Annotated in this window: 16 protein-coding genes and 1 tRNA gene; 7 read left to right on the top strand and 10 right to left on the bottom strand. The window is 55.1% G+C overall.

The features are described from left to right. Positions 1 to 37 precede the first annotated feature (37 nt). Together ACG2XO_RS07455 and ACG2XO_RS07450 are read right to left on the bottom strand one after the other, a co-directional pair. Complete coding sequence (locus ACG2XO_RS07455; protein ID WP_410500184.1) at positions 38 to 334, bottom strand: YbeD family protein; 297 nt, start codon at positions 332 to 334, stop codon at positions 38 to 40. Between the two features lie 2 nt (positions 335 to 336). Beyond that, a complete protein-coding gene (locus tag ACG2XO_RS07450) occupies positions 337 to 1,245 on the bottom strand; it encodes a D-amino acid aminotransferase (RefSeq protein ID WP_410500183.1) in 909 nt (302 codons plus the stop codon). Positions 1,246 to 1,368: 123 nt separating this feature from the next. Here ACG2XO_RS07450 and ACG2XO_RS07445 point away from each other — a divergent pair, with 123 nt between their 5' ends. Continuing rightward, the gene (locus ACG2XO_RS07445) at positions 1,369 to 1,635 is read left to right on the top strand and encodes an acyl-CoA-binding protein (protein WP_410500182.1); all 267 of its coding nucleotides are present in this window, start codon (positions 1,369 to 1,371) and stop codon (positions 1,633 to 1,635) included. 77 nt (positions 1,636 to 1,712) lie between these two features. Here ACG2XO_RS07445 and ACG2XO_RS07440 read toward each other — a convergent pair whose 3' ends face one another. Further along, on the bottom strand, positions 1,713 to 4,793 hold the full coding sequence (locus tag ACG2XO_RS07440; protein ID WP_410500181.1) for an EAL domain-containing protein: 3,081 nt from the start codon (positions 4,791 to 4,793) through the stop codon (positions 1,713 to 1,715). A gap of 321 nt (positions 4,794 to 5,114) precedes the next feature. Here ACG2XO_RS07440 and ACG2XO_RS07435 point away from each other — a divergent pair, with 321 nt between their 5' ends. Next, positions 5,115 to 5,729 (top strand): LysE family translocator, encoded by a 615-nt coding sequence (locus tag ACG2XO_RS07435; RefSeq protein ID WP_410500180.1) that lies wholly within the window; start codon positions 5,115 to 5,117, stop codon positions 5,727 to 5,729. Positions 5,730 to 5,805: 76 nt separating this feature from the next. Here the strand turns inward: ACG2XO_RS07435 and ACG2XO_RS07430 are convergent, their stop codons facing one another. From ACG2XO_RS07430 to ACG2XO_RS07420, 3 genes are all read right to left on the bottom strand, one after another. Then, positions 5,806 to 8,859 (bottom strand): efflux RND transporter permease subunit, encoded by a 3,054-nt coding sequence (locus ACG2XO_RS07430; RefSeq protein ID WP_410500179.1) that lies wholly within the window; start codon positions 8,857 to 8,859, stop codon positions 5,806 to 5,808. Between the two features lie 79 nt (positions 8,860 to 8,938). Next, entirely contained in the window at positions 8,939 to 10,090 is a 1,152-nt protein-coding gene (locus ACG2XO_RS07425) for an efflux RND transporter periplasmic adaptor subunit (RefSeq protein WP_410500178.1), read from the bottom strand. Positions 10,091 to 10,206: 116 nt separating this feature from the next. After that, positions 10,207 to 11,634 (bottom strand): efflux transporter outer membrane subunit, encoded by a 1,428-nt coding sequence (locus ACG2XO_RS07420; protein ID WP_410500177.1) that lies wholly within the window; start codon positions 11,632 to 11,634, stop codon positions 10,207 to 10,209. A 172-nt stretch (positions 11,635 to 11,806) separates the two neighbouring features. Between ACG2XO_RS07420 and ACG2XO_RS07415 the strand changes: the two genes are divergently transcribed. After that, on the top strand, positions 11,807 to 12,439 hold the full coding sequence (locus ACG2XO_RS07415) for a TetR/AcrR family transcriptional regulator (RefSeq protein ID WP_410500176.1): 633 nt from the start codon (positions 11,807 to 11,809) through the stop codon (positions 12,437 to 12,439). A 97-nt stretch (positions 12,440 to 12,536) separates the two neighbouring features. Here ACG2XO_RS07415 and ACG2XO_RS07410 read toward each other — a convergent pair whose 3' ends face one another. Then, the gene (locus tag ACG2XO_RS07410) at positions 12,537 to 12,818 is read right to left on the bottom strand and encodes a DUF3862 domain-containing protein (RefSeq protein ID WP_410500175.1); all 282 of its coding nucleotides are present in this window, start codon (positions 12,816 to 12,818) and stop codon (positions 12,537 to 12,539) included. A 200-nt stretch (positions 12,819 to 13,018) separates the two neighbouring features. Between ACG2XO_RS07410 and ACG2XO_RS07405 the strand changes: the two genes are divergently transcribed. Continuing rightward, positions 13,019 to 13,095 (top strand) — tRNA-Pro (locus ACG2XO_RS07405). Positions 13,096 to 13,232: 137 nt separating this feature from the next. Here ACG2XO_RS07405 and ACG2XO_RS07400 read toward each other — a convergent pair. Further along, the gene (locus ACG2XO_RS07400; protein ID WP_410500174.1) at positions 13,233 to 13,907 is read right to left on the bottom strand and encodes a type 1 glutamine amidotransferase domain-containing protein; all 675 of its coding nucleotides are present in this window, start codon (positions 13,905 to 13,907) and stop codon (positions 13,233 to 13,235) included. Positions 13,908 to 13,955: 48 nt separating this feature from the next. Beyond that, positions 13,956 to 14,219: a hypothetical protein gene (locus ACG2XO_RS07395; protein ID WP_410500173.1), complete on the bottom strand. Its 264-nt coding sequence runs from the start codon at positions 14,217 to 14,219 to the stop codon at positions 13,956 to 13,958. A gap of 205 nt (positions 14,220 to 14,424) precedes the next feature. Here ACG2XO_RS07395 and sbcB point away from each other — a divergent pair, with 205 nt between their 5' ends. Beyond that, on the top strand, positions 14,425 to 15,852 hold the full coding sequence (gene sbcB / locus ACG2XO_RS07390) for an exodeoxyribonuclease I (protein ID WP_410500172.1): 1,428 nt from the start codon (positions 14,425 to 14,427) through the stop codon (positions 15,850 to 15,852). A gap of 28 nt (positions 15,853 to 15,880) precedes the next feature. Here the strand turns inward: sbcB and ACG2XO_RS07385 are convergent, their stop codons facing one another. Continuing rightward, the gene (locus ACG2XO_RS07385) at positions 15,881 to 16,045 is read right to left on the bottom strand and encodes a hypothetical protein (protein WP_410500171.1); all 165 of its coding nucleotides are present in this window, start codon (positions 16,043 to 16,045) and stop codon (positions 15,881 to 15,883) included. Between the two features lie 372 nt (positions 16,046 to 16,417). On the opposite strand from ACG2XO_RS07385, the gene ACG2XO_RS07380 reads away from it, so the two are divergent. Both ACG2XO_RS07380 and ACG2XO_RS07375 read left to right on the top strand, forming a co-directional pair. Beyond that, on the top strand, positions 16,418 to 17,419 hold the full coding sequence (locus ACG2XO_RS07380) for a sugar ABC transporter substrate-binding protein (protein ID WP_410500170.1): 1,002 nt from the start codon (positions 16,418 to 16,420) through the stop codon (positions 17,417 to 17,419). Continuing rightward, on the top strand, positions 17,419 to 18,486 hold the full coding sequence (locus ACG2XO_RS07375) for an ABC transporter permease (RefSeq protein ID WP_410500169.1): 1,068 nt from the start codon (positions 17,419 to 17,421) through the stop codon (positions 18,484 to 18,486). Before ACG2XO_RS07380 ends, ACG2XO_RS07375 begins: the two co-directional genes overlap by 1 nt. Position 18,487 lies beyond the last annotated feature (1 nt).

The raw sequence follows: 18,487 nt of genomic DNA, 5'->3' as shown, positions 1-18,487 counted from the left end.
GAAGCAATACATGGCGAGGTATCTACGTCAGCCAGCATTACAACACACGCAAAACCAGAGGATGGGCGCGCAGCGCAGCGTCGACCGCGTACACCTGATCGACGTGCTCGAACGTGATCATCAGCGTCGCCGAGTAGTAACTGCCGGCGCTAGAGACACGGATACTGATGTGTTCTTCCAGAAACGTCGTCACATGTTCGCGCGTCACCGCATACACGGCAGCACGGAACTCGGCTTCGTCGATGTTTTTCTGGCTGACCGCCTTGACGGGGATCAGCACCGGGAAAGTCACAAGGTCTTCCAGCTTCTGGCTGGGAATTTCGGTAAAGCCCATATTTATTCCTCGCCACGGCGCATCACCGTGGCTTTGTATGTTTGATAAAACGACAGCATTTGCTGGTAGATGGGGCCGGGTTTGCCATTTCCCACTGGCCGTTCGTCCAGAACAACAATGGCTAAAATTTCTTTCGACGACGAAGTCAGCCAGACCTCGTCGGCATCGCGCAACATCGCCTCGCTAACCTCACCGAGCTTGAGCGGCAAATCATGAGCCTGCGCCAGCTCGATAATCAGCTCGTAAGTGATCCCGGCCAGCATCAGTTCACTAGCCGCCGGTGCAAAAATCACGCCGTCTTTGACGATGAAAATATTGCTCGCCGCGCCTTCGATCATCAGGTTTTCTTCCCCGTGTCCGCCGTCGCGCAACAAAATCGTCTCGGCGACGCCCGCCTCGACCGCCTGCTGCTTGGCCAGTACATTGGCCAGCAGCGAAATCGCCTTGATATCGCAGCGCTGCCAGCGCAAATCGCGGGTCGTCACCGCAGCCACGCCCTGCGTAAACAACCCGGCTGGCGGCACCTCCAGCGGGTCGGTAAAGGCAAAAACCGTCGGGATCGTTCCGGCAGCAGGAAAAGCGTGATTGCGCGGATAAGCCACGCCACGTGTGACCTGGATATAGACCGACAGATCGGAAGACGGATCGCAGAAGTCCTGCCTCGCCACCAGATCAAGCACAATTTGCCGCCATGTCGCCAGATCGTGCGGATTGTCCATCCCGATTTCAGCCAGACTGCGCCCCAGTCGCGCTAGGTGCTCGTCAAGCCGGAAAGCGCAACGCGAATACACCGGGATCATTTCATACACCCCGTCGCCAAACAGAAAGCCGCGATCCAGCACCGAAATCTGTAATTCGTCCAGCGGCGCAAACCGGCCGTTCAGGTAAGCCGTCAAATGTGGAATCTGCATCGCCCGTCCCCCCGCTCAGCGTTACGCTATTTTACCCGTTTCAGCAGTGCAGATGCAGCCTATTCGCCATCAGATTTGAGCAGGCTGCTAGACTGTAAACAGCCCGCCTCGATGGAGAACATCATGCCCGATCTGAACCAGCGTTTTGAACAAGCGCAGCAGGAAGTAGTCAAGCTCAACGAAGCACCCGACATCGCCAGCAAATTGCAGCTGTATGCCTTTTACAAACAGGCAACCGAAGGTGATATTCAGAGTGAGCGGCCTTCAACCCTGCAATTTGTTGCTCAGGCCAAATTCGATGCCTGGCGCAAAATGGCAGGGCAAAGCCGGGAAGCGGCCATGCAAGGTTATATCGATCTGGTCGAGCAGCTCAAGGCCGATGACGAGTAAATAGTTCAGTCGCAGAACCGGTCGCACAGCTCCTTAACACTGGGCACTAAGCGCTATCAGGGGCTTTGCCGCGCAGATCACTGCGATATGATGGCCGCCGGGCGCAAAGACAGTTGTTTTTGCTCGACCAGCAACTGCCTGAATGGCTCGGCGGGGACGGCCTTGCTAAACAAGAAGCCCTGAATCGAATCGGTCTGTGCCCGCCGCAAGAATTCGAGCTGCAATTCGGTTTCAACGCCTTCTGCCAGCACCGACATACCCAGCGTTTTGCCCAAGCCGATAATTGCCAGCACAATCGCAGCATCATTGGCATCAAAACTGATATCACGAACAAAACTCTGATCAACCTTGAGCTTGTCAAAAGCAAAGCGTTTCAAGTACGACAAACTGGAATAGCCGGTACCAAAATCATCAAGCGAAAGTTTGACGCCCAATTGCTTGATGCCGTGCAGCATCGCCATCACATGCTCGACTTCCTGCATCACGACCGACTCGGTCACTTCCAGCTCGAGGAATTTGGCCGCCAGACCTGCGCTATCGAGCGCGCTCTGGATCAAATCAAGCAAGTTGGATTGATGCAGCTGCAAGGGAGACAGATTCACCGCAATCGTGATCGGTGGCAAGCCTTCACGCTGCCATTGCGCGGCCAGCTCGCATGAACGACGCAGCACCCAGTTTCCCAATGGCACAATCATCCGGGACTCTTCGGCAATCGGGATAAACTTCACCGGAGGAATCAAGCCCTGGGTCGGGTGATTCCAGCGCACCAGTGCTTCGGCACCAATAATTTTGCCGGTTTCCAGACTGACTTGCGGCTGGAAGTAGACTTCGAACTCATTGCGATCCAGCGCATCGCGCATGCTGGTTTCCAGCGTCAGGCGCTCGGAAGCTCGCGCATTCATGTCAGCGGTAAAGTACTGATAATTATTGCGCCCGTTGCTCTTGGCCTGATACATCGCCACATCGGCGTTTTTGATCAGCTCGTCAGCATCCTGCCCGTCGTCAGGATAAACGCTGATGCCAATTGACGTTGAAGTGGCAAAATTCCCCGCTTCGAGCACAAATGACTCAGCAAATGACGCCAAAATCCGCTCGGCCACATCCCCAGCGACCAGCGCATTGGGCAAGTCGGCCAGTACCAGCACAAATTCATCCCCCCCCAGCCGCGACAGAATATCCTGCTTGCCGACAATACTGCGCAGGCGGGCAGCCACCTGCGCCAAGACCATATCGCCAGCGGCATGACCAAGTGAATCATTAATGGTTTTGAAACGATCCAGATCAAGAAACAGTACCGCCAGTTTGCGCTTGTAACGCTCGGCCGAGGCCAGTGCCAGGCGCAATTCGTCACGCAGTAGATTGCGGTTGGCCAGCCCGGTCACCGTATCAAAGTTGGCCAGCTCGGTAATCCGGTCTTGCGCTTCCTTGCGCTCGGTAATATCGGTCATCGTGCCGATCAGACGACTTGGTTTGCCGCGCGAATCGAAATCGACAAATTTGCCACGTGTCTGAAACCAGCGAAATTCACCCAGTTTGGTACGGCGGCGAAAATCGACAGTGAAATGTGCTGAATTACCGACGTAATAATCCCGATAAGCCGAAACGGCCTGCTCCCGGTCGGTCGGATGCAATTGCTCTTTCCATTTATCGAAAGTTTCAATCAGCTCACCCGATTGATAACCCAATAATTTGTCGTATTCCGGGCTGGTTACCGCGGTGCGGCGACCATCGAGCGGCATATCAAACAAACCCGTATTGGAAGCCTCCAACGCCAGACGCAATTGCTGCTCGGATTTTCCGATGGCCTCTTCGGCCATCCGCCGCTCGGAAATATCGCGCACCACAGCACAGTTATACTCCTGCCCCTGAAACAGAATGTAGTTGGAATGCATTTCACAGGGAAATTCTTCGCCAGTCCGGGTACGCAGATTGATTTCGTCAAACAGGTGGCGGTGCTGACGCAATTTTTGCCAGAATTTTGGCCAGCCGTCGGCCTTGAATTCAGGATGGATGTTTCTGAAGCGCATATTCATCAGCTCGGATTCGGGATACCCCAAGCGGCGGCTGGTTGTCGCATTCACATAGCGAATATGCCCTTGCGGATCGAGCCAGATCGCCATATCCGCGCCGTTTTCCACGGCGACTTTGGTCAGAAACAGCGTGTCTTCGGTTCGCTCCAGTCGCCGTAGCTGGCGCAAGACATAAATCAGCAAACCGGCACCCGACAGCAACAACATCAGCGTAATGGCCGCATTCACCAGTGAATCCTGCCGCCATTGCGCCAGCACCAGCTCCCGGTCTATCCCCACCGAAACGCCCAACGGCCAGCCCTGAACCCGCCGCCAGCCATAAATCCGAGTGACCTGATCGATTTTGCTGGTTTCATAAAAAATGCCGCTGGGCGCATCGCGAAATACCTGATCAAAAAAGCTGCGTTGTGAAATATCGCGACCGATTTCTTCGTTCGCTCGCGGAAAACGCAACAGTGAAATCCCGTCATCGCGAAATAATCGAATCACCAGCGCACGATTCAAATTGATCGAGTCATAAAACTGCTGGTAAAAATCGGGCGCCACGCCAGCGATCAGTACCGAACGGGTCTGCGTTTGCGGGTCTGGAACACCAATCGCAAACGGGATCATTTCCATTTGTCCGGTCGGATCGCTTTGCTGCTCGCCGATGTAATACGCTTGCTGGACTCGGGTGCGAATGGCGCGGAAATACTGCACGCTGGCCAAATTGCGCAATTCGACCGGATGCATGATGCTCGACGCAGCCAGATCACCTTCCGGATAGGCCAGCGCCAGCGAATTGAGTTGCGGATATTTCTCGACGGTACGCTGCAAATAAGCGTGCAAACAGGCCGGGTCACGCGCCAGCAAGCAGGTCGAGAAAATTTCGTCGTGAGCCGCCTTGCTTAAGGCCGACAAGGTTCCTTCCATCGAACGCCCGATATGCTCTTCCATCGTTCGCGACAGCAGCTGCATTTCCTGCTCGGCCTTGGACAAGGCCTCCTGATAACTACGCCAGATCGAATGTCCAAGAATGGCTAGTGTGACAACGCAAATAGACAGCGATAAAAACACCAGTACCGTTCGGATACGGGCAAATGAATATCCGGATTCCTCAAGCTGCTGATTCAAGCGATGATGGGACACAGAGTATTTCTCTTATAAAAAGCGGGGCAAATCATTTCGGGCATCTGCTTATTAAACCGGCCTTTAAAAAGTTTGGGTCGCGGGAGCTGGCTCACCCGCAACGTGTGCCCGGTTGTTCGTGCACCGCTTCGCGAGCAAGCTCGATCCGGCAAAAACTCAAACTATCATTGAGCCGATTCAATAGTATTTGCTAAAGTACTGAAACACTGGCAAATATCGATATTGATCAGCCCCTCATCTTAATTCATAAAACCCGATCAAGCCAAAGGCATTGCCTGCTTATTTAGAAATAATCAAATTCAGTTCACAGTGGTGATTTTAATGAGTCTTAATCTCTGGCTTCTGTTTCTCGGTACGACCTTATTTATCTCGGCGACGCCCGGACCGAATATGTTGCTCATGCTCAGTCACGGTGTACGTTATGGCTGGCAGGCCACGCTGGCAACCATGGCCGGCGCCATGACCGGTTTGAGTATTCTGATCGGACTGTCCGCCGTCGGCGTTGGCGCGATTTTAATGGCTTCGGCGACGCTGTTTACCGCGCTGAAAATCGTCGGGGCACTGTATCTGGTCTATCTGGGCTGGCAATGCTGGCAGGCCGGCGATGAAATGCAATTGCCCAGCAAAGATGCCAACAGCCCCAAGGCGCGTTATCAAACCGGCCTCGCAGTTGCGCTCTCCAACCCCAAGGCGATTTTGTTCGCCGGCGCCTTTCTGCCGCAATTTATCGATGTCAATCAGCCACAGAGTACGCAATGGGTGATTTTACTGAGCTCGTTTTTCATCATCGAAATCAGCTGGCAAGTCGCTTATGCCTGGGGCGGCCACCGGCTGGCCGACTGGTTGCAAGGGAAAGGACGAATCCGGTTCTTTAACCGCAGTTGCGCTGCCGCATTTTTTGCCGTCGGTGGATTGTTGGCCTTTGCAAAACGCTGAAATGCTTGATGGGAGATACCCCATCGATGTATCTCCCCTCAAGCAATAGCAATACAAGCCTTCAATCACATACCCATCATGACTCTGCTTTTTTGCGTTTGCGTCCCAACCACTGAACAAAATCGTCAACAAAAGTAAACACCACCGGGATCACCAGCAGGCTCAGGAAAGTTGACGTAATCAACCCGCCAATCACCGCAATCGCCATCGGCGAGCGGAAACTCGAATCAGCGCCCCAACCGATGGCAATCGGCAACATCCCTGCGCCCATCGCAATCGTCGTCATCACAATCGGACGTGCACGTTTGCGTCCGGCGTCGATCAGCGCATCAAAGCGGCTCAATCCTTCACGGCGCGCGACAATCGCATATTCGACAAGCAGAATCGAATTTTTCGTCGCAACACCCATCAGCATAATCAGACCGATCAGCGATGGCATCGCAAAAGCACTATTGGCAATCAGCAAGGCGACAAACGCGCCGCCAATCGACAATGGCAAGGCGGCCAGAATCGTCACCGGCTGCATAAAATCATGGAACAGCAGCACCAGCACCATATAAATACACAGCACGCCGGTCAGCATCGCCAGTCCGAAGCTGGCAAACAGCTTTTTCATTTCTTCAGCATCGCCAAATTCGGCGCGAGTCACGCCAGCCGGCAGATTCTTCATCGCCGGCAATTGCTCGAGCTCGGCATTGACTTCGCCCAGCGCGCGGCCATTGAGTTCGACGTCAAAAATGACATTCCGCGCCCGGTCGTAACGGCTGATCAGGCTCGGCCCGCTGGAAATCTCGACGCTCGCGACCTGGCCGAGCATCACTTCGCCATGGGTCGACGGCACTCGCAGGCGCTTGATCGCTTCCAGATTGCTGCGAAACTCATCGGGCAAACGAACTACGACCGGCACCTGACGTTCAGGCAGATTCAATTTCGCCAGCGCAGTATCAAAGTCGCCGACCGTTGCAACGCGGATCGTATTGGCAATCGACACGCCCGTGACGCCCATATCGGCGGCTTTGGCCATATCGGGACGAATAATCAGCTCGGGACGAACCAGACTTGCACTCGACGTGATCGAGCCAACGCCTTGCAGCGTACGCAAATCCTGTTCGATATTTTTCGCCGCCAGCGCCAGCGCCTCGGGGTCATCCGATTTGATGATCATTTGCAGTTTTTCACCCGACTGACCCAGACCGATTTGCACCCGAGCCCCCGGCAACACTTGCAGCGCTTCGCGCAGATTTTTTTCAATTTGCGTTTTCTTGAGCGAGCGGTCATTGCGATCGGCCAAAGTCAGCGTCAGATTGGCTTTGTTCACGCCACTCGAACCTGCGGCAAACGGATCGGCACCGGCCTTGCCGCCGCCAATTGCGGTATAAATGTGCGTGATATACGGCTGCTTGAGAATAATCTGCCGTGCCTGTTCGGCGACAGCAAAGGTGTCTTGCAAGGTTGCACCCGGTGGCAGCTCGATTTTGACCAGCGTTTGCGATCGGTCGTCAGCCGGAACAAAACCCGTCGGTAACAGCGGCACCAGCGCCAGCGAGCCAATAAAAAACAGAATCGACAACGCCGCCGTCGTTTTTCTGTGCAGCAAACACCACTGCGCAACGCGCAAATACTGCTGCATGATCCAGCTTTCTTTTTCATCATGAAAAATCGGCTTAAGCAGATACGCCGCCATCATCGGTGTCAGCAAGCGCGCAACGACCAAGGACGCCATGACGGCCAGCGCCGCAGTCCAGCCGAATGAAATAAAGAATTTACCCGGAATCCCGCCCATGAATGCGGTCGGCAAAAACACCGCAACCAGCGCAAATGTCGTCGCGATCACCGCCAGACCGATTTCGTCAGCCGCTTCCATCGCCGCCTGATATGGCGTTTTGCCCATCCGCAAATGGCGAACGATGTTCTCGATTTCGACAATCGCATCGTCAACCAGAATCCCGACCACCAGCGCCATCGACAGCAAAGTCACCGTATTGAGCGTAAAGCCCATATAGTGCATGCCGATAAACGTCGGCAAAATCGACAAGGGCAAGGCCGCCGCCGAAACCAGCGTCGCGCGCCAGTCGCGCAGGAAAAACCACACGACAATCACCGCCAGCAGCGCGCCTTCATAGAGCAGGTGCATGGATGAATCGAATTCATCTTGCACTGGCTTGGCCATATCGTAGGCCTGCGTAATTACCAGCGTCGGGTGTTCGGCTTTGAGTTTATTCAAGACCGCCTGAATTTCTGCTGCCACACTGGTTTCACTCGCGCCGCGTGAGCGCGTGATTTCGAAACCGACGACCGATTTGCCGTTGAGCTGGGCAATTGAGCGGCGCTCGGCCGTCGTATCACTCACCGTCGCAATCTGATCAAGGCGAATCCGACGTCCGTCGCTGAGTGCCAGTTCGGTTTTCGCCAACTCAGCGGCGGTTTGCACCGTCGCAATCGTTCGCAGCGCCTGCTCACTGCCACCCAGATCGGCGCGGCCACCGGATGAATCCTTTTGTGTCATTGCCAGCTGGCGCGATACTTCGCTGCTGGTGACGCCGAGCGCCGCCATGCGTTCCGGATCAAGCTCGATTCGCACTTCACGGCTCACACCACCAACGCGCGAGACTTTGCCAACGCCGGGCACGGCGCGAACCAGACGCGTGACTTTATTATCGACAAACCACGACAATTGCTCTTCGTCGAGCTGCGAATCAGCGACGGTGAAAACCAGAAACGGTACGCCGGAAAATTCGACTTTGCCGATGATCGGGTCTTTCATATCCGACGGTAAATCGCCACGCACGTTCGACACCGCGTCCCGCACGTCGTCAACGGCCTCGTTGATCGGCTTTTCCAACACGAATTCGACATTCAGGCTGACAACGCCGTCGGTGATATTGCTGTAAACGTGCTTGACGCCTTGCAATGCCGATACCGAGTTTTCGATTTTACGCGCGACTTCGGTTTCCAGTTGCGCCGGTGCGGCGCCATCGAGCACCGCGGTGACCGTTACCATCGGCAATTCGATATCGGGAAAATCCTGCACCTTCATCGCGTTAAACGACCACAGTCCGGCGATGGACAGCAAGACAAACAGCATAATTGCCGGTATCGGATTTTTAATCGACCAAGCAGAAAAATTCATCACATCTTCCCTGCAGATACACCACAAGGTATCTCTGCGTAGCTATTTATCAATGGGCTCTACAGAGCAATACCCATGCTTATTTCACAATGCGAACGGTATCGCCATCGGCAAGGAAACCCGCGCCGGCTGCGACGACCTGTGCATCAGGCGCAATACCGGCGACTTCCATCATTCCCTGCGCCTGACGACCGAGCTTCACCCGCACCTGCTTGACTTTGCTAGCGCCCGATTTGGCCGCAGAGTCGATAACGAACACATTGGCAAAACCGTCACGCAGCAGAACGGCGCTGCCCGGCAGCGTCAGCGCTTTGCCCTGCCCGACGGCGATCTGGCCTTTGGCAAACATGCCCGGCTTGGCGCTGCGCTGTTCGTCGTTTTTCAGATCGACATACACAATCAGATTGCGCGTTTTGGTGTCGACCGTCGGCGCGATCTGGCGCACGGTGCCGTGCACGATCTGGCCATTGGCCAGCGTCAGTGTCGCCTGCTGGCCGATGGCAATTCGCGCGCTCTCAGAGGCGGTCACTTCGGCCTGCCATTCCAGACGACCTTTGCGCACCAGCCTGAATAATTCCTGCCCCGGCTGGCTGACTGCGCCCAAAGTTGCGCTGCGGCTGGAAATCACGCCGTCGTCAGGCGCAACAATCCGCGTTTGATTAAGCCGAACCTGCGCCGTCGTCAACTGCGCTTTGGCTGACTGCGCACGCGCCTGTGCGGTGCGTTCCTGCGTCATCGCCTGGGTAATTTGCTGCGCGCTGAGCGATCCGCTCGTTCCCAGCTGACGAACACGGTTGGCGTTTTCTCGTGCTTCATTGAGCGCGGCTTCAGCTTCTTCGACGCTGGCTTTGACCTGAGCGACTTCGGCCTTGAGCGTTTCGTCGTTGTAGCGTGCCAAGAGCTGCCCTTTTTTAACGACATCGCCGACTTGCGCGTTGACTTCGACCAGTCGCAAGCCGCCGATTTCGGTGCCGATTTGTGATTCCTGCCATGCCAGCACATTGCCGTTGGCAGCAATCTGCTGCGCCCATTCCATCACTGTGGGCTTGATCAGCTTGACCGTCAGTACCGCCTTCGCCGATACCTGTTCCGGCGCCGGGTCAGCTTTTTTGTCCGCACTGGCCAGCGCATAGCCGCCCAGACTGGCCACAACAAATATCGCCAATATCGCAGCGACACTGCGACGCTGGCGGAATAAATTGACCGGGAGATGCTCCAGAAAACGATTCATTACCCTACTCCAGTATCTTTATGTAACTCAACTCATGATTGCCCTGCAAGGCAATACCCATTGGCTGATTGACATTCATTTGGAAACCCGTCCAGAACGTCAACAGCGTCGAATGCTTATTCCGCAGTGGCCGTTTTATCCTGCGGCCATTCGCCGCCGACCGATTTATACAACGCGATCCAGTTGGCCAGTTGTTCGCGTTTCAGATTGATCTGCCGCGTTTGCGCGGTGAGCAGAAAACGGCGCGAAATTTCCAGATCGAGCAGGCTGCTCATCCCGGCTTGCCACATCGCTTCGTTTGAGGCGAGCTGTTTTTGATAGCCAACGACCGAACGCTCGGTCGCAACTACCCGTTTGGCAGAAGCCTCCAGCCGCACCATGTTTTCTTCGACCTCACGCACGGCCTGTCGCACCACTTGCTGATAAGCCGCCAGCGCCTGATCGTAGCGTGCCTGTGCCGCATCCCTGTCGGATTTCAGGCGACCGGCGTTGAAAATCGGCAGTTTGATCGTCGGGCCAAACGACCAGGTTTGCCCTGATAATTCGGCGCTTCCAACGCGCTGCTCGCCAATACTGATCGCGCCAAACAGGCTGATTGACGGCAGGCGGCGAACTTCGGCAACACCCACATCGGCGGCAGCCATTTTGACCTGTTCGGCAGCAATGCGGACATCCGGACGCTGGGCAATGACTTCTGCCGGCAGGCTGGCGACGGTAAACCCGGCTGGCCGTGGCAAGTCGCTCTGCGGAGCGAGTTGCAAACGCACTTCGCTTTCAGCCAGGCCGGTCAATGCGACGAGCGCTTTGACCGCCAGCATTTGCCCCTGCTGCATTTCGACCAGTTGCGCCTCTCCGTCGCCGCTACTGGCTTCAAGCAAGGCGACATCGACCGGGCTGGCCAAACCGACGCTGGCTTTTTCCTGCGTCAGCTGCAAACTGCGATCACGCGACGCTAGATCGAGCGCAACAATGTCAGCCAGCGTCTGATAGGCACGATAGGTCACATAGGCATTGGCGACTTCGGCGGCGATGCTGGCACGCGCGTCGTGCCATTCGGTTTCTCTGGCGGCCAGATTGGCCAGCAGCCCCTGCTCGGCAGCACGCACGCCGCCCCACAGATCGATTTCCCAGCTTGCATCAAGCCCAACTGAGCGGTTGTCAGTCACAAACCCGGGTGCAATCATTTCATTACGGCTGCGCGTATTGTCGGCTTTGGCGTCTATCGTCGGCCACAAATAGGCTTTGGCCGAATATGCTTTGGCACGAGCTTCGCGAATTTTCGCTTCGGCTATTTGCAAGGTCGGGTTTTCCTGCTGCGCCGCTGCTTGCAGCTGACTCAGCACCGGGTCATTCCACGTTTGCCACCAGCTCGCTTGCTCGGTCAGTTTGTCCGCAAACTGATTAGCAGTTGGATTAGCAGTTGGCACACTCGCCTGCCATTCAGTCGCTTTCGGATCAAGCTGCTCAGCCGTCGGCGCGGGCAGGTTAACTGCGCACCCCCCCAGCGTCGTCGCCAGCAACAAAATTATCAATCGAAGTCGCATAGACCTCGGCTCCCTCAAAGAAAATCCGGAAAAAATGGTCAGTGTCGCAAGCACGGCAAAGCGTCGGGTAGCACGGCCAGCTAGCGGAGATGGTTTACTGAGTGCGAATCATGCTATATTGACCGAACGGTTCGGTCAACATGCCGCTTGAATATTTTTTGGAATAGCTTCGATGTCAGATTCTTCCACAGCCAGCAAACTCAGCGAAAGCAAGCGTGAGCAAATTCTCGAAGGCGCACGTGAAATTTTCATGAACAAAGGTTTTGCCGCCGCCAGCATGGAACAAATCGCCAGAAGTGCCGGGGTCTCGAAGGGGACGCTATACAATTATTTTGAAAACAAGGAAACGCTGTTTGTCGCACTGATTCAGGGCGAATGCTGCAAAGGCGGGTCACATGATTCGCCGCCGAGCGAATACAGCGATACGCCGCCCGAGCTGATTTTGCAGACGATAGGTCAGCAATGGTTAACAAGCTTGCTCGAAGCCCACCAGCGCGCGCTGTTTCGCATCGTATTGGCCGAAGCCATGCAGTTTCCCGAGCTCGGCCAGGCCATTGAAGAAAGCGGCCCCGCACTGGCACGACGGAATCTGGCGCACTATCTCGATCATTTGCATCAACGCGGCATTGTAGACATCGCCGACACCACACTGGCGGCAGAACAATTTTTTGCGCTGTGCGATGCGGGCGTGATGCGCAAAATCCAGCTCTCGGTCTGCGAGCCGACCGCAGAAATGATCGCCAGCCAGGTCAGTAGCGCGGTGAAATTATTTCTGCAAGGCTACCGGCCTCAAATACCTGCCTGAGTATTACTCCGAAAGCCAATTACAACAAAGCCTTGCTCAATATACCCAGGCTGCATGGTTTTAATAGCTGTGCTGTGTTTTGCCTGCGCACCGCGGTTTATTGCTGACTCATATTGCGAATCAGCACAGTGTCATTAACCAGAGTCGCCGTGATTTTGACTTTGCCACTTTCCCAAACGGCCTGCTCACTGGCAATACCGACCAGATTCGAAGTCTGCGTCTGCGTCGGTTCACCCAGAATTTCAACCACCTGAGCGCGCGACATCCCGGTCTCGATCTTCTGATAATTTTCGGCCGTGATTTTGCTGCATGCGATCAGCGCGAAAGCCAACAGAGTCAAACACAATCCCTGTCCCCACTTTTGAATGCGATACCCCATTGCCTGCCCCTGCGTCTGAATGAAATCACTATTGTACCCAAACCCAGGCAAATTACCGCTGGCAAACTGAAGATGTTCACCCCGAAAAATCGGAGCATAAAAAATAATTACAATCAGATATTTAGCAAAAAAAGCCTTTCGACAAACCAGAAACCCGTTGACGAAACCGGCCTGCATCGGTATATTTCGCAACCTCTAGTCGGGGCGTAGCGCAGCCCGGTAGCGCACCTGGTTTGGGACCAGGTGGTCGTGAGTTCGAATCCCACCGCCCCGACCAGAATTAAAATTTTCAGCAGCAAAAATCACGCCGAAAGGCGTTTTTTTTCGTCCAGCGTTTCTGCACTCAGAATAAAAGCAAGGGTATAGCCCTGCGCACCTTAAGTATCAAGACCCACAAAGCCATACCCATCAATATCAAAGCTGCTCGAGCAATACCTGAGCGCACGCCTCGGACGAAGCCGGGTTTTGCCCTGTGATCAACAAGCCATCTTGCACGACATGGCTTTGCCACATTGCACCAGCGATATAGTTGCCGCCATTGGCTTTGAGCATGTCTTCGAGCAAAAACGGTACGACTTGCGTCAGACCAACCGCCCCCTCTTCGGCATTACTAAAGCCCGTCACTCGCTTGCCCGCGACCAAGTAATCGCCATTAGCGGCCTTCACATGGCGCAATACGGCTGGCGCATGGCAAACCGCTGCGATCGGCTTGCCTTGTGCGATAAAGCTTTCGATCAGCGCGATTGAATCCTTATCCTCGGCCAGATCCCACAAAGGCCCGTGACCGCCCGGATAAAACAGCGCGTCAAAATCATCGGCGCTGACTTGACTCAAAACCTGCGTTGCAGCGAGCTGTGCCATGGCGGCCGCATCAGCATTAAAGCGTGTCGTCGCTGCGGTTTGCGAAGCGGCGGCACTGCTTTTCGGGTCAAGCGGCGGCTGGCCGCCTTTGGGCGACGCCAGCACCAGCTCGACACCAGCATCGCGGAAAACATAGTACGGCGCAGCGAATTCCTCGAGCCAGAAACCGGTTTTCTCGCCCGTATTCCCCAGTTGATCGTGCGAAGTTAATACCATCAGAATTTTCATGACTTGCTCCTTGTTAGCTGTTAGCTGTTAGCTGTTAGCTGTTAGCTGTTAGCAGATTAACAAAATGGCTAAAAATTCAAATAATGAATACCCATCACAAAGATTTGAATCTACTGCTGGTATTTCAATACCCTGTATCAGGAACGCATGGCGCTCAGCCACAAACTCAATAAATTGCGGCATGCGTTTGGCGACCCCTTGTTTGTGCGTGCCGCACGCGCTGGCAGCCCAGCTCACGCCACTAATCGCAACGCTGGTTAACACCCATTGCCATTTGCTTTGCCGCACGTTGAAGTGATGCAAATCTGGCATCAGCGCACCGCCCAAGATCCATTGCGCCGCTGGCTACGCCAGCAAATCCAGCACGCAGCATTAACCACAGGGTATAGCCATGTAGATCAATTAATGATTAATACAGAAAGGCATACCCAAACACGTATCTATAAAGCCATTTTGCAGCGCGGCCAATCACCGCTAAACTGGCGGACATTTCGCCCCTCTTCTCTCGGTATCCGGCATGTCGCATACATTTCTTTGGCACGATTACGAAACCTTTGGCGTTAACCCGAAAACCGACCGCCCGGCGCAATTTGCCGGCATTCGCACCGACGAGCAACTCAATGAAATCGGCAACGCAATCAATCTGCATTGCCAGCCCGCCAACGATTATCTGCCTGCGCCCGAAGCGTGTCTGCTGACCGGCATTACGCCGCAGTTTTGCCTGGAAAACGGCATTCCCGAATATCAGTTTGCCGCAGCGATCGAGCGCGAACTCGCCAAACCCGAAACCATCGGCGTCGGCTACAACACGATCCGGTTTGACGACGAAGTCACGCGTTATATGTTCTGGCGCAACCTGATCGACCCGTACGCGCGCGAATGGCAGAACGGCTGCGGACGCTGGGATCTGCTCGACGTCGTCCGCACCGTTTACGCGCTACGCCCCGACGGGATTGTGTGGCCGCAACACGAAGACGGCCGCGTCAGCTTCAAGCTCGAACATCTGACCGTCGCCAACGGACTCGCGCATGAAGCGGCGCACGATGCGCTGTCCGACGTGCGCGCCACGATTGCACTGGCCAGACTGATTCGCGATGCGCAGCCCAAGCTATTTGATTTTTGTCTTGGCCTGCGCAGCAAGCAGCGCGTTTTCGACGAAATCAATGTCGCGCAGCCGCGGCCATTCGTTCATATCTCGGGCATGTACGGCGTCGAACGCGGCAATCTCGCCATCGTCTGGCCGCTGGGCGTGCATCCGACCAACAAGAACGAAATCATCGTCTGGGATCTGGCGGTCGATCCGGCCGAGCTGTTCACGCTGCCGCCCGCCGAAATCCGCCGCCGGATGTTCACGCGTCAGGACGAATTGGGCGAAACGCCGCGGCTGCCGGTTAAAACCATTCATGCCAATAAATCGCCGATTGTCGTCGGCAATCTGAAAGTGCTGCGTCCCGACGACATCGCTCGCTGGAATATTGATATGGCAATCATCAACGCCAACGCGGCCAAACTGAACGCAGCACCAGCTCTACCGTGGGGCGAAGTGTTTGCCCGCGAAGCGATGGAGAAGCAGGACGTTGATGCGAATCTGTACGGCGGTTTTGTATCGAACACCGACCGTCGCACATTGACGCGCTTGCGCGGCATGAGCGGCGACAAGCTCGCGAGCGAAATGGTTCATTTTGAAGACCGGCAGCTGGAAGAATTATTTTTCCGCTATCGCGCGAGAAATTTCCCACACACGCTAAGCGATGACGAAACTTCGCACTGGGAGCAATGGCGCAACGCGCGGCTGTTCGACGGCGCGGCTAATGCCTTGACGCTTGAGGCCTATAGCGAAGAAATCGACCGCTTGGCCGAAACCCTGCCGGAAGGAGACGAGCGCAGCGAAGCAATTCTGGCCGCGCTCTATGATTATGCCGAACAGATTGCGCCGGAATTTTAATCACCTCACCCGACAGACCGCCTGACACTTATTCATCCCGCCGGATTTTTGCACTCCGGCTGGGTGAATACAGATAGATATTGAAATCAAACGGCTTACGCCGCACATCTTGTACCCGCCCATCGCGTCGATACCGCTGCCAACTGATCAGCAAATAAACCACCAGCACCAAAAGCACGATCCAAGCCATCATCACCCTTCCCCGCAGAAAAACTTAAGTCAGCTTAGATTAAGCAGATGAATCGACGCACCGTGTATGGATTAATTTTTTGTGACATCCAGAGCGCAGCACCAACCATACCTTACCCGGTATATGGCCAAAGCCATTACCCATCAATGCCCACATCAATATACCCAGAAGAAAATTTAAGCAACGCTCGCGTGACGACTCGGTCTTAGTTTGTACCTGCAGCCACTTAGTGCTTGTTATTTAAGGGTTTTTATATAGATCAAGGCTATTGATTTATTAACGCCACAAGCATAATCTTTAATAAATCAAATTGATTTACTTATAAAAGACGAACGATTTGATTGCAGTCGAACCCCATTCATTCAGGAGAACACCATGCAACGCACACACATCGCCATCGCCATCGCCATCTTGCTCGGCAGCATCACTTTCCCAGCCCTTGCCGCAGAGCCGGTGATCGGACTGATCACCAAAACCGAAACCAATCCCTTCTTTGTCAAAATGAAAGAAGGCGCAACAGCCGAGGCCAAAGCGAAAGGCGCGAAGCTGCTGTCCGCTGCGGGCAAAACCGATGGCGATAATGCCGGTCAGGTGACGGCGATTGAAAACATGATCGCTGCAGGTGCCAAAACCATCCTGATCACGCCGAGCGACTCCAAAGCCATCGTCCCCACCATTAAAAAAGCGCGCGAAAAAGGCGTGCTGATTATCGCGCTCGACAGTCCGACCGAGCCGGCCAATGCGACCGATGCGCTGTTTGCGACCGACAATTACAAAGCGGGCATGCTGGTCGGCGAATACGCCAAAACTTCACTGGCTGGCAAACCGGTCAAAATCGCCACGCTGGATCTGTTCCCGGGCCATCCGGTCGGCGCGCAACGCCACAACGGTTTTTTGAAAGGCTTTGGCCTGCAATCGTTTGACGCGAACAACAATCAGCTCGCCAAACCGGCCGAAGTCGTCTGCATGGCCGACAGTTTTGGCGATCAGGCCAAAGGCCAGACCGCGATGGAAAACTGCCTGCAGAAAAATCCCGACATTAACCTCGTTTACACGATTAACGAACCCGCCGCCGCTGGCGCATTCAATGCGCTGAAAAAAGCCGGCAAGGAAAAAGGCGTGTTGGTCGTGTCGGTCGATGGCGGCTGTCAGGGCATTCGTGATGTCGCCGCAGGCAAAATCGCCGCCACTTCGCAGCAATACCCGCTGAAAATGGCCGCGATGGGCGTCGCTGCTGGCGTTGAATACGCCAAGACGGGCAAAAAACCCTCAGGCTACACCGACACCGGCGTCACACTGATTGCAGCCAAACCCGTCGCCGGTGTTGACAGCAAGGACACCAAAACCGGGATGGATCTCTGCTGGGGAAATAAATAATGAGCCAGAGCAATGCCGATTCAGGCGCAGCAATTGCGCTCGAAGCACCAGTACCGCTAGCAGGCGCAGGCGCTGGTACAGATCAACCGGGCAAAAGGAGTATGACCATGCCTTCCCTGCAGGATCGTCTACCGTCGATTGGCACACTCGGGCCGCTGCTGGCCCTGCTGATGGCGTGTATTTTCTTCTCGTTCCAGAGCGAGCAATTTTTCACCGGCGCCAATTTCTCGCTGATTTTGCAACAGGTGATGGTGGTCGGACTGATCGCCATTGGCCAGACACTGATCATTCTGACCGCGGGCATTGATTTGTCGTGCGGGATGGTGATGGCGCTCGGCGGCGTCGTGATGACCAAGGTCGCCAACGATTACGGCCTGCATCCGGTGCTTGCCATTGGTGCCGGGTTTGCCGTGACGGCCGGTTTTGGCCTGATCAACGGCTTGCTGGTGACGCGCGTCAAACTGCCTTCGTTCATTGTGACGCTGGGTACGATGAATATCGCCTTTGCGATCACCCAGCTGTATTCGCAATCACAAACGATTACCGACCTGCCAGCCGGAATGACTTTGCTCGGCAATACCTTCAGCATCGGACAAACGCAGATTGCCTATGGCACGGTCGTGATGCTGGCGATGTATGCGATTTCATGGCTGTGGTTGCGCGAAACAGCGGCAGGTCGCCATATCTATGCCGTCGGCAATAACCCGGAAGCGACCCGCCTGACCGGGATCGCGACACACCGCGTGCTGCTAATGGTCTATGTGCTGGCCGGCCTGTGCTACGGCATCGCGGCGCTGCTGTCGGTGGCTCGTACCGGCGTGGGCGACCCGAATGCAGGCCAGACCGAAAATCTGGACGCGATCACGGCGGTCGTACTGGGCGGAACCAGTCTGTTTGGCGGACGCGGCGTTATCCTCGGCTCGCTGATTGGCGCGATGATTGTGGGGGTATTTCGCAATGGCCTAACGCTGATGGGCGTTTCATCGGTATACCAGATCTTGATTACCGGCATTCTGGTGATTCTCGCCGTCGCCACCGACCAGTTATCCCGCAAAGGAGGCCGTTAAA

It is taken from the genome of Chitinibacter sp. S2-10 (assembly GCF_046530675.1).
Taxonomy (GTDB): domain Bacteria; phylum Pseudomonadota; class Gammaproteobacteria; order Burkholderiales; family Chitinibacteraceae; genus Chitinibacter.
The sequence above is the reverse complement of the archived record's forward strand: the minus strand, read 5'-3'. Positions and strand labels throughout refer to the sequence as shown.

What these genes read in the sequence shown, in the direction of transcription:
- ACG2XO_RS07445 (WP_410500182.1), top strand. Translation starts at nt 1,369, where the DNA reads ATGCCCGATCTGAACCAGCGTTTTGAACAAGCGCAGCAGGAAGTAGTC.
- ACG2XO_RS07385 (WP_410500171.1), bottom strand. Translation starts at nt 16,045, where the DNA reads ATGATGGCTTGGATCGTGCTTTTGGTGCTGGTGGTTTATTTGCTGATC.
- ACG2XO_RS07430 (WP_410500179.1), bottom strand. Translation starts at nt 8,859, where the DNA reads ATGAATTTTTCTGCTTGGTCGATTAAAAATCCGATACCGGCAATTATG.
- sbcB (WP_410500172.1), top strand. Translation starts at nt 14,425, where the DNA reads ATGTCGCATACATTTCTTTGGCACGATTACGAAACCTTTGGCGTTAAC.
- ACG2XO_RS07420 (WP_410500177.1), bottom strand. Translation starts at nt 11,634, where the DNA reads ATGCGACTTCGATTGATAATTTTGTTGCTGGCGACGACGCTGGGGGGG.
- ACG2XO_RS07435 (WP_410500180.1), top strand. Translation starts at nt 5,115, where the DNA reads ATGAGTCTTAATCTCTGGCTTCTGTTTCTCGGTACGACCTTATTTATC.
- ACG2XO_RS07415 (WP_410500176.1), top strand. Translation starts at nt 11,807, where the DNA reads ATGTCAGATTCTTCCACAGCCAGCAAACTCAGCGAAAGCAAGCGTGAG.
- ACG2XO_RS07375 (WP_410500169.1), top strand. Translation starts at nt 17,419, where the DNA reads ATGAGCCAGAGCAATGCCGATTCAGGCGCAGCAATTGCGCTCGAAGCA.
- ACG2XO_RS07400 (WP_410500174.1), bottom strand. Translation starts at nt 13,907, where the DNA reads ATGAAAATTCTGATGGTATTAACTTCGCACGATCAACTGGGGAATACG.
- ACG2XO_RS07380 (WP_410500170.1), top strand. Translation starts at nt 16,418, where the DNA reads ATGCAACGCACACACATCGCCATCGCCATCGCCATCTTGCTCGGCAGC.
- ACG2XO_RS07425 (WP_410500178.1), bottom strand. Translation starts at nt 10,090, where the DNA reads ATGAATCGTTTTCTGGAGCATCTCCCGGTCAATTTATTCCGCCAGCGT.
- ACG2XO_RS07455 (WP_410500184.1), bottom strand. Translation starts at nt 334, where the DNA reads ATGGGCTTTACCGAAATTCCCAGCCAGAAGCTGGAAGACCTTGTGACT.
- ACG2XO_RS07410 (WP_410500175.1), bottom strand. Translation starts at nt 12,818, where the DNA reads ATGGGGTATCGCATTCAAAAGTGGGGACAGGGATTGTGTTTGACTCTG.
- ACG2XO_RS07450 (WP_410500183.1), bottom strand. Translation starts at nt 1,245, where the DNA reads ATGCAGATTCCACATTTGACGGCTTACCTGAACGGCCGGTTTGCGCCG.
- ACG2XO_RS07395 (WP_410500173.1), bottom strand. Translation starts at nt 14,219, where the DNA reads ATGCCAGATTTGCATCACTTCAACGTGCGGCAAAGCAAATGGCAATGG.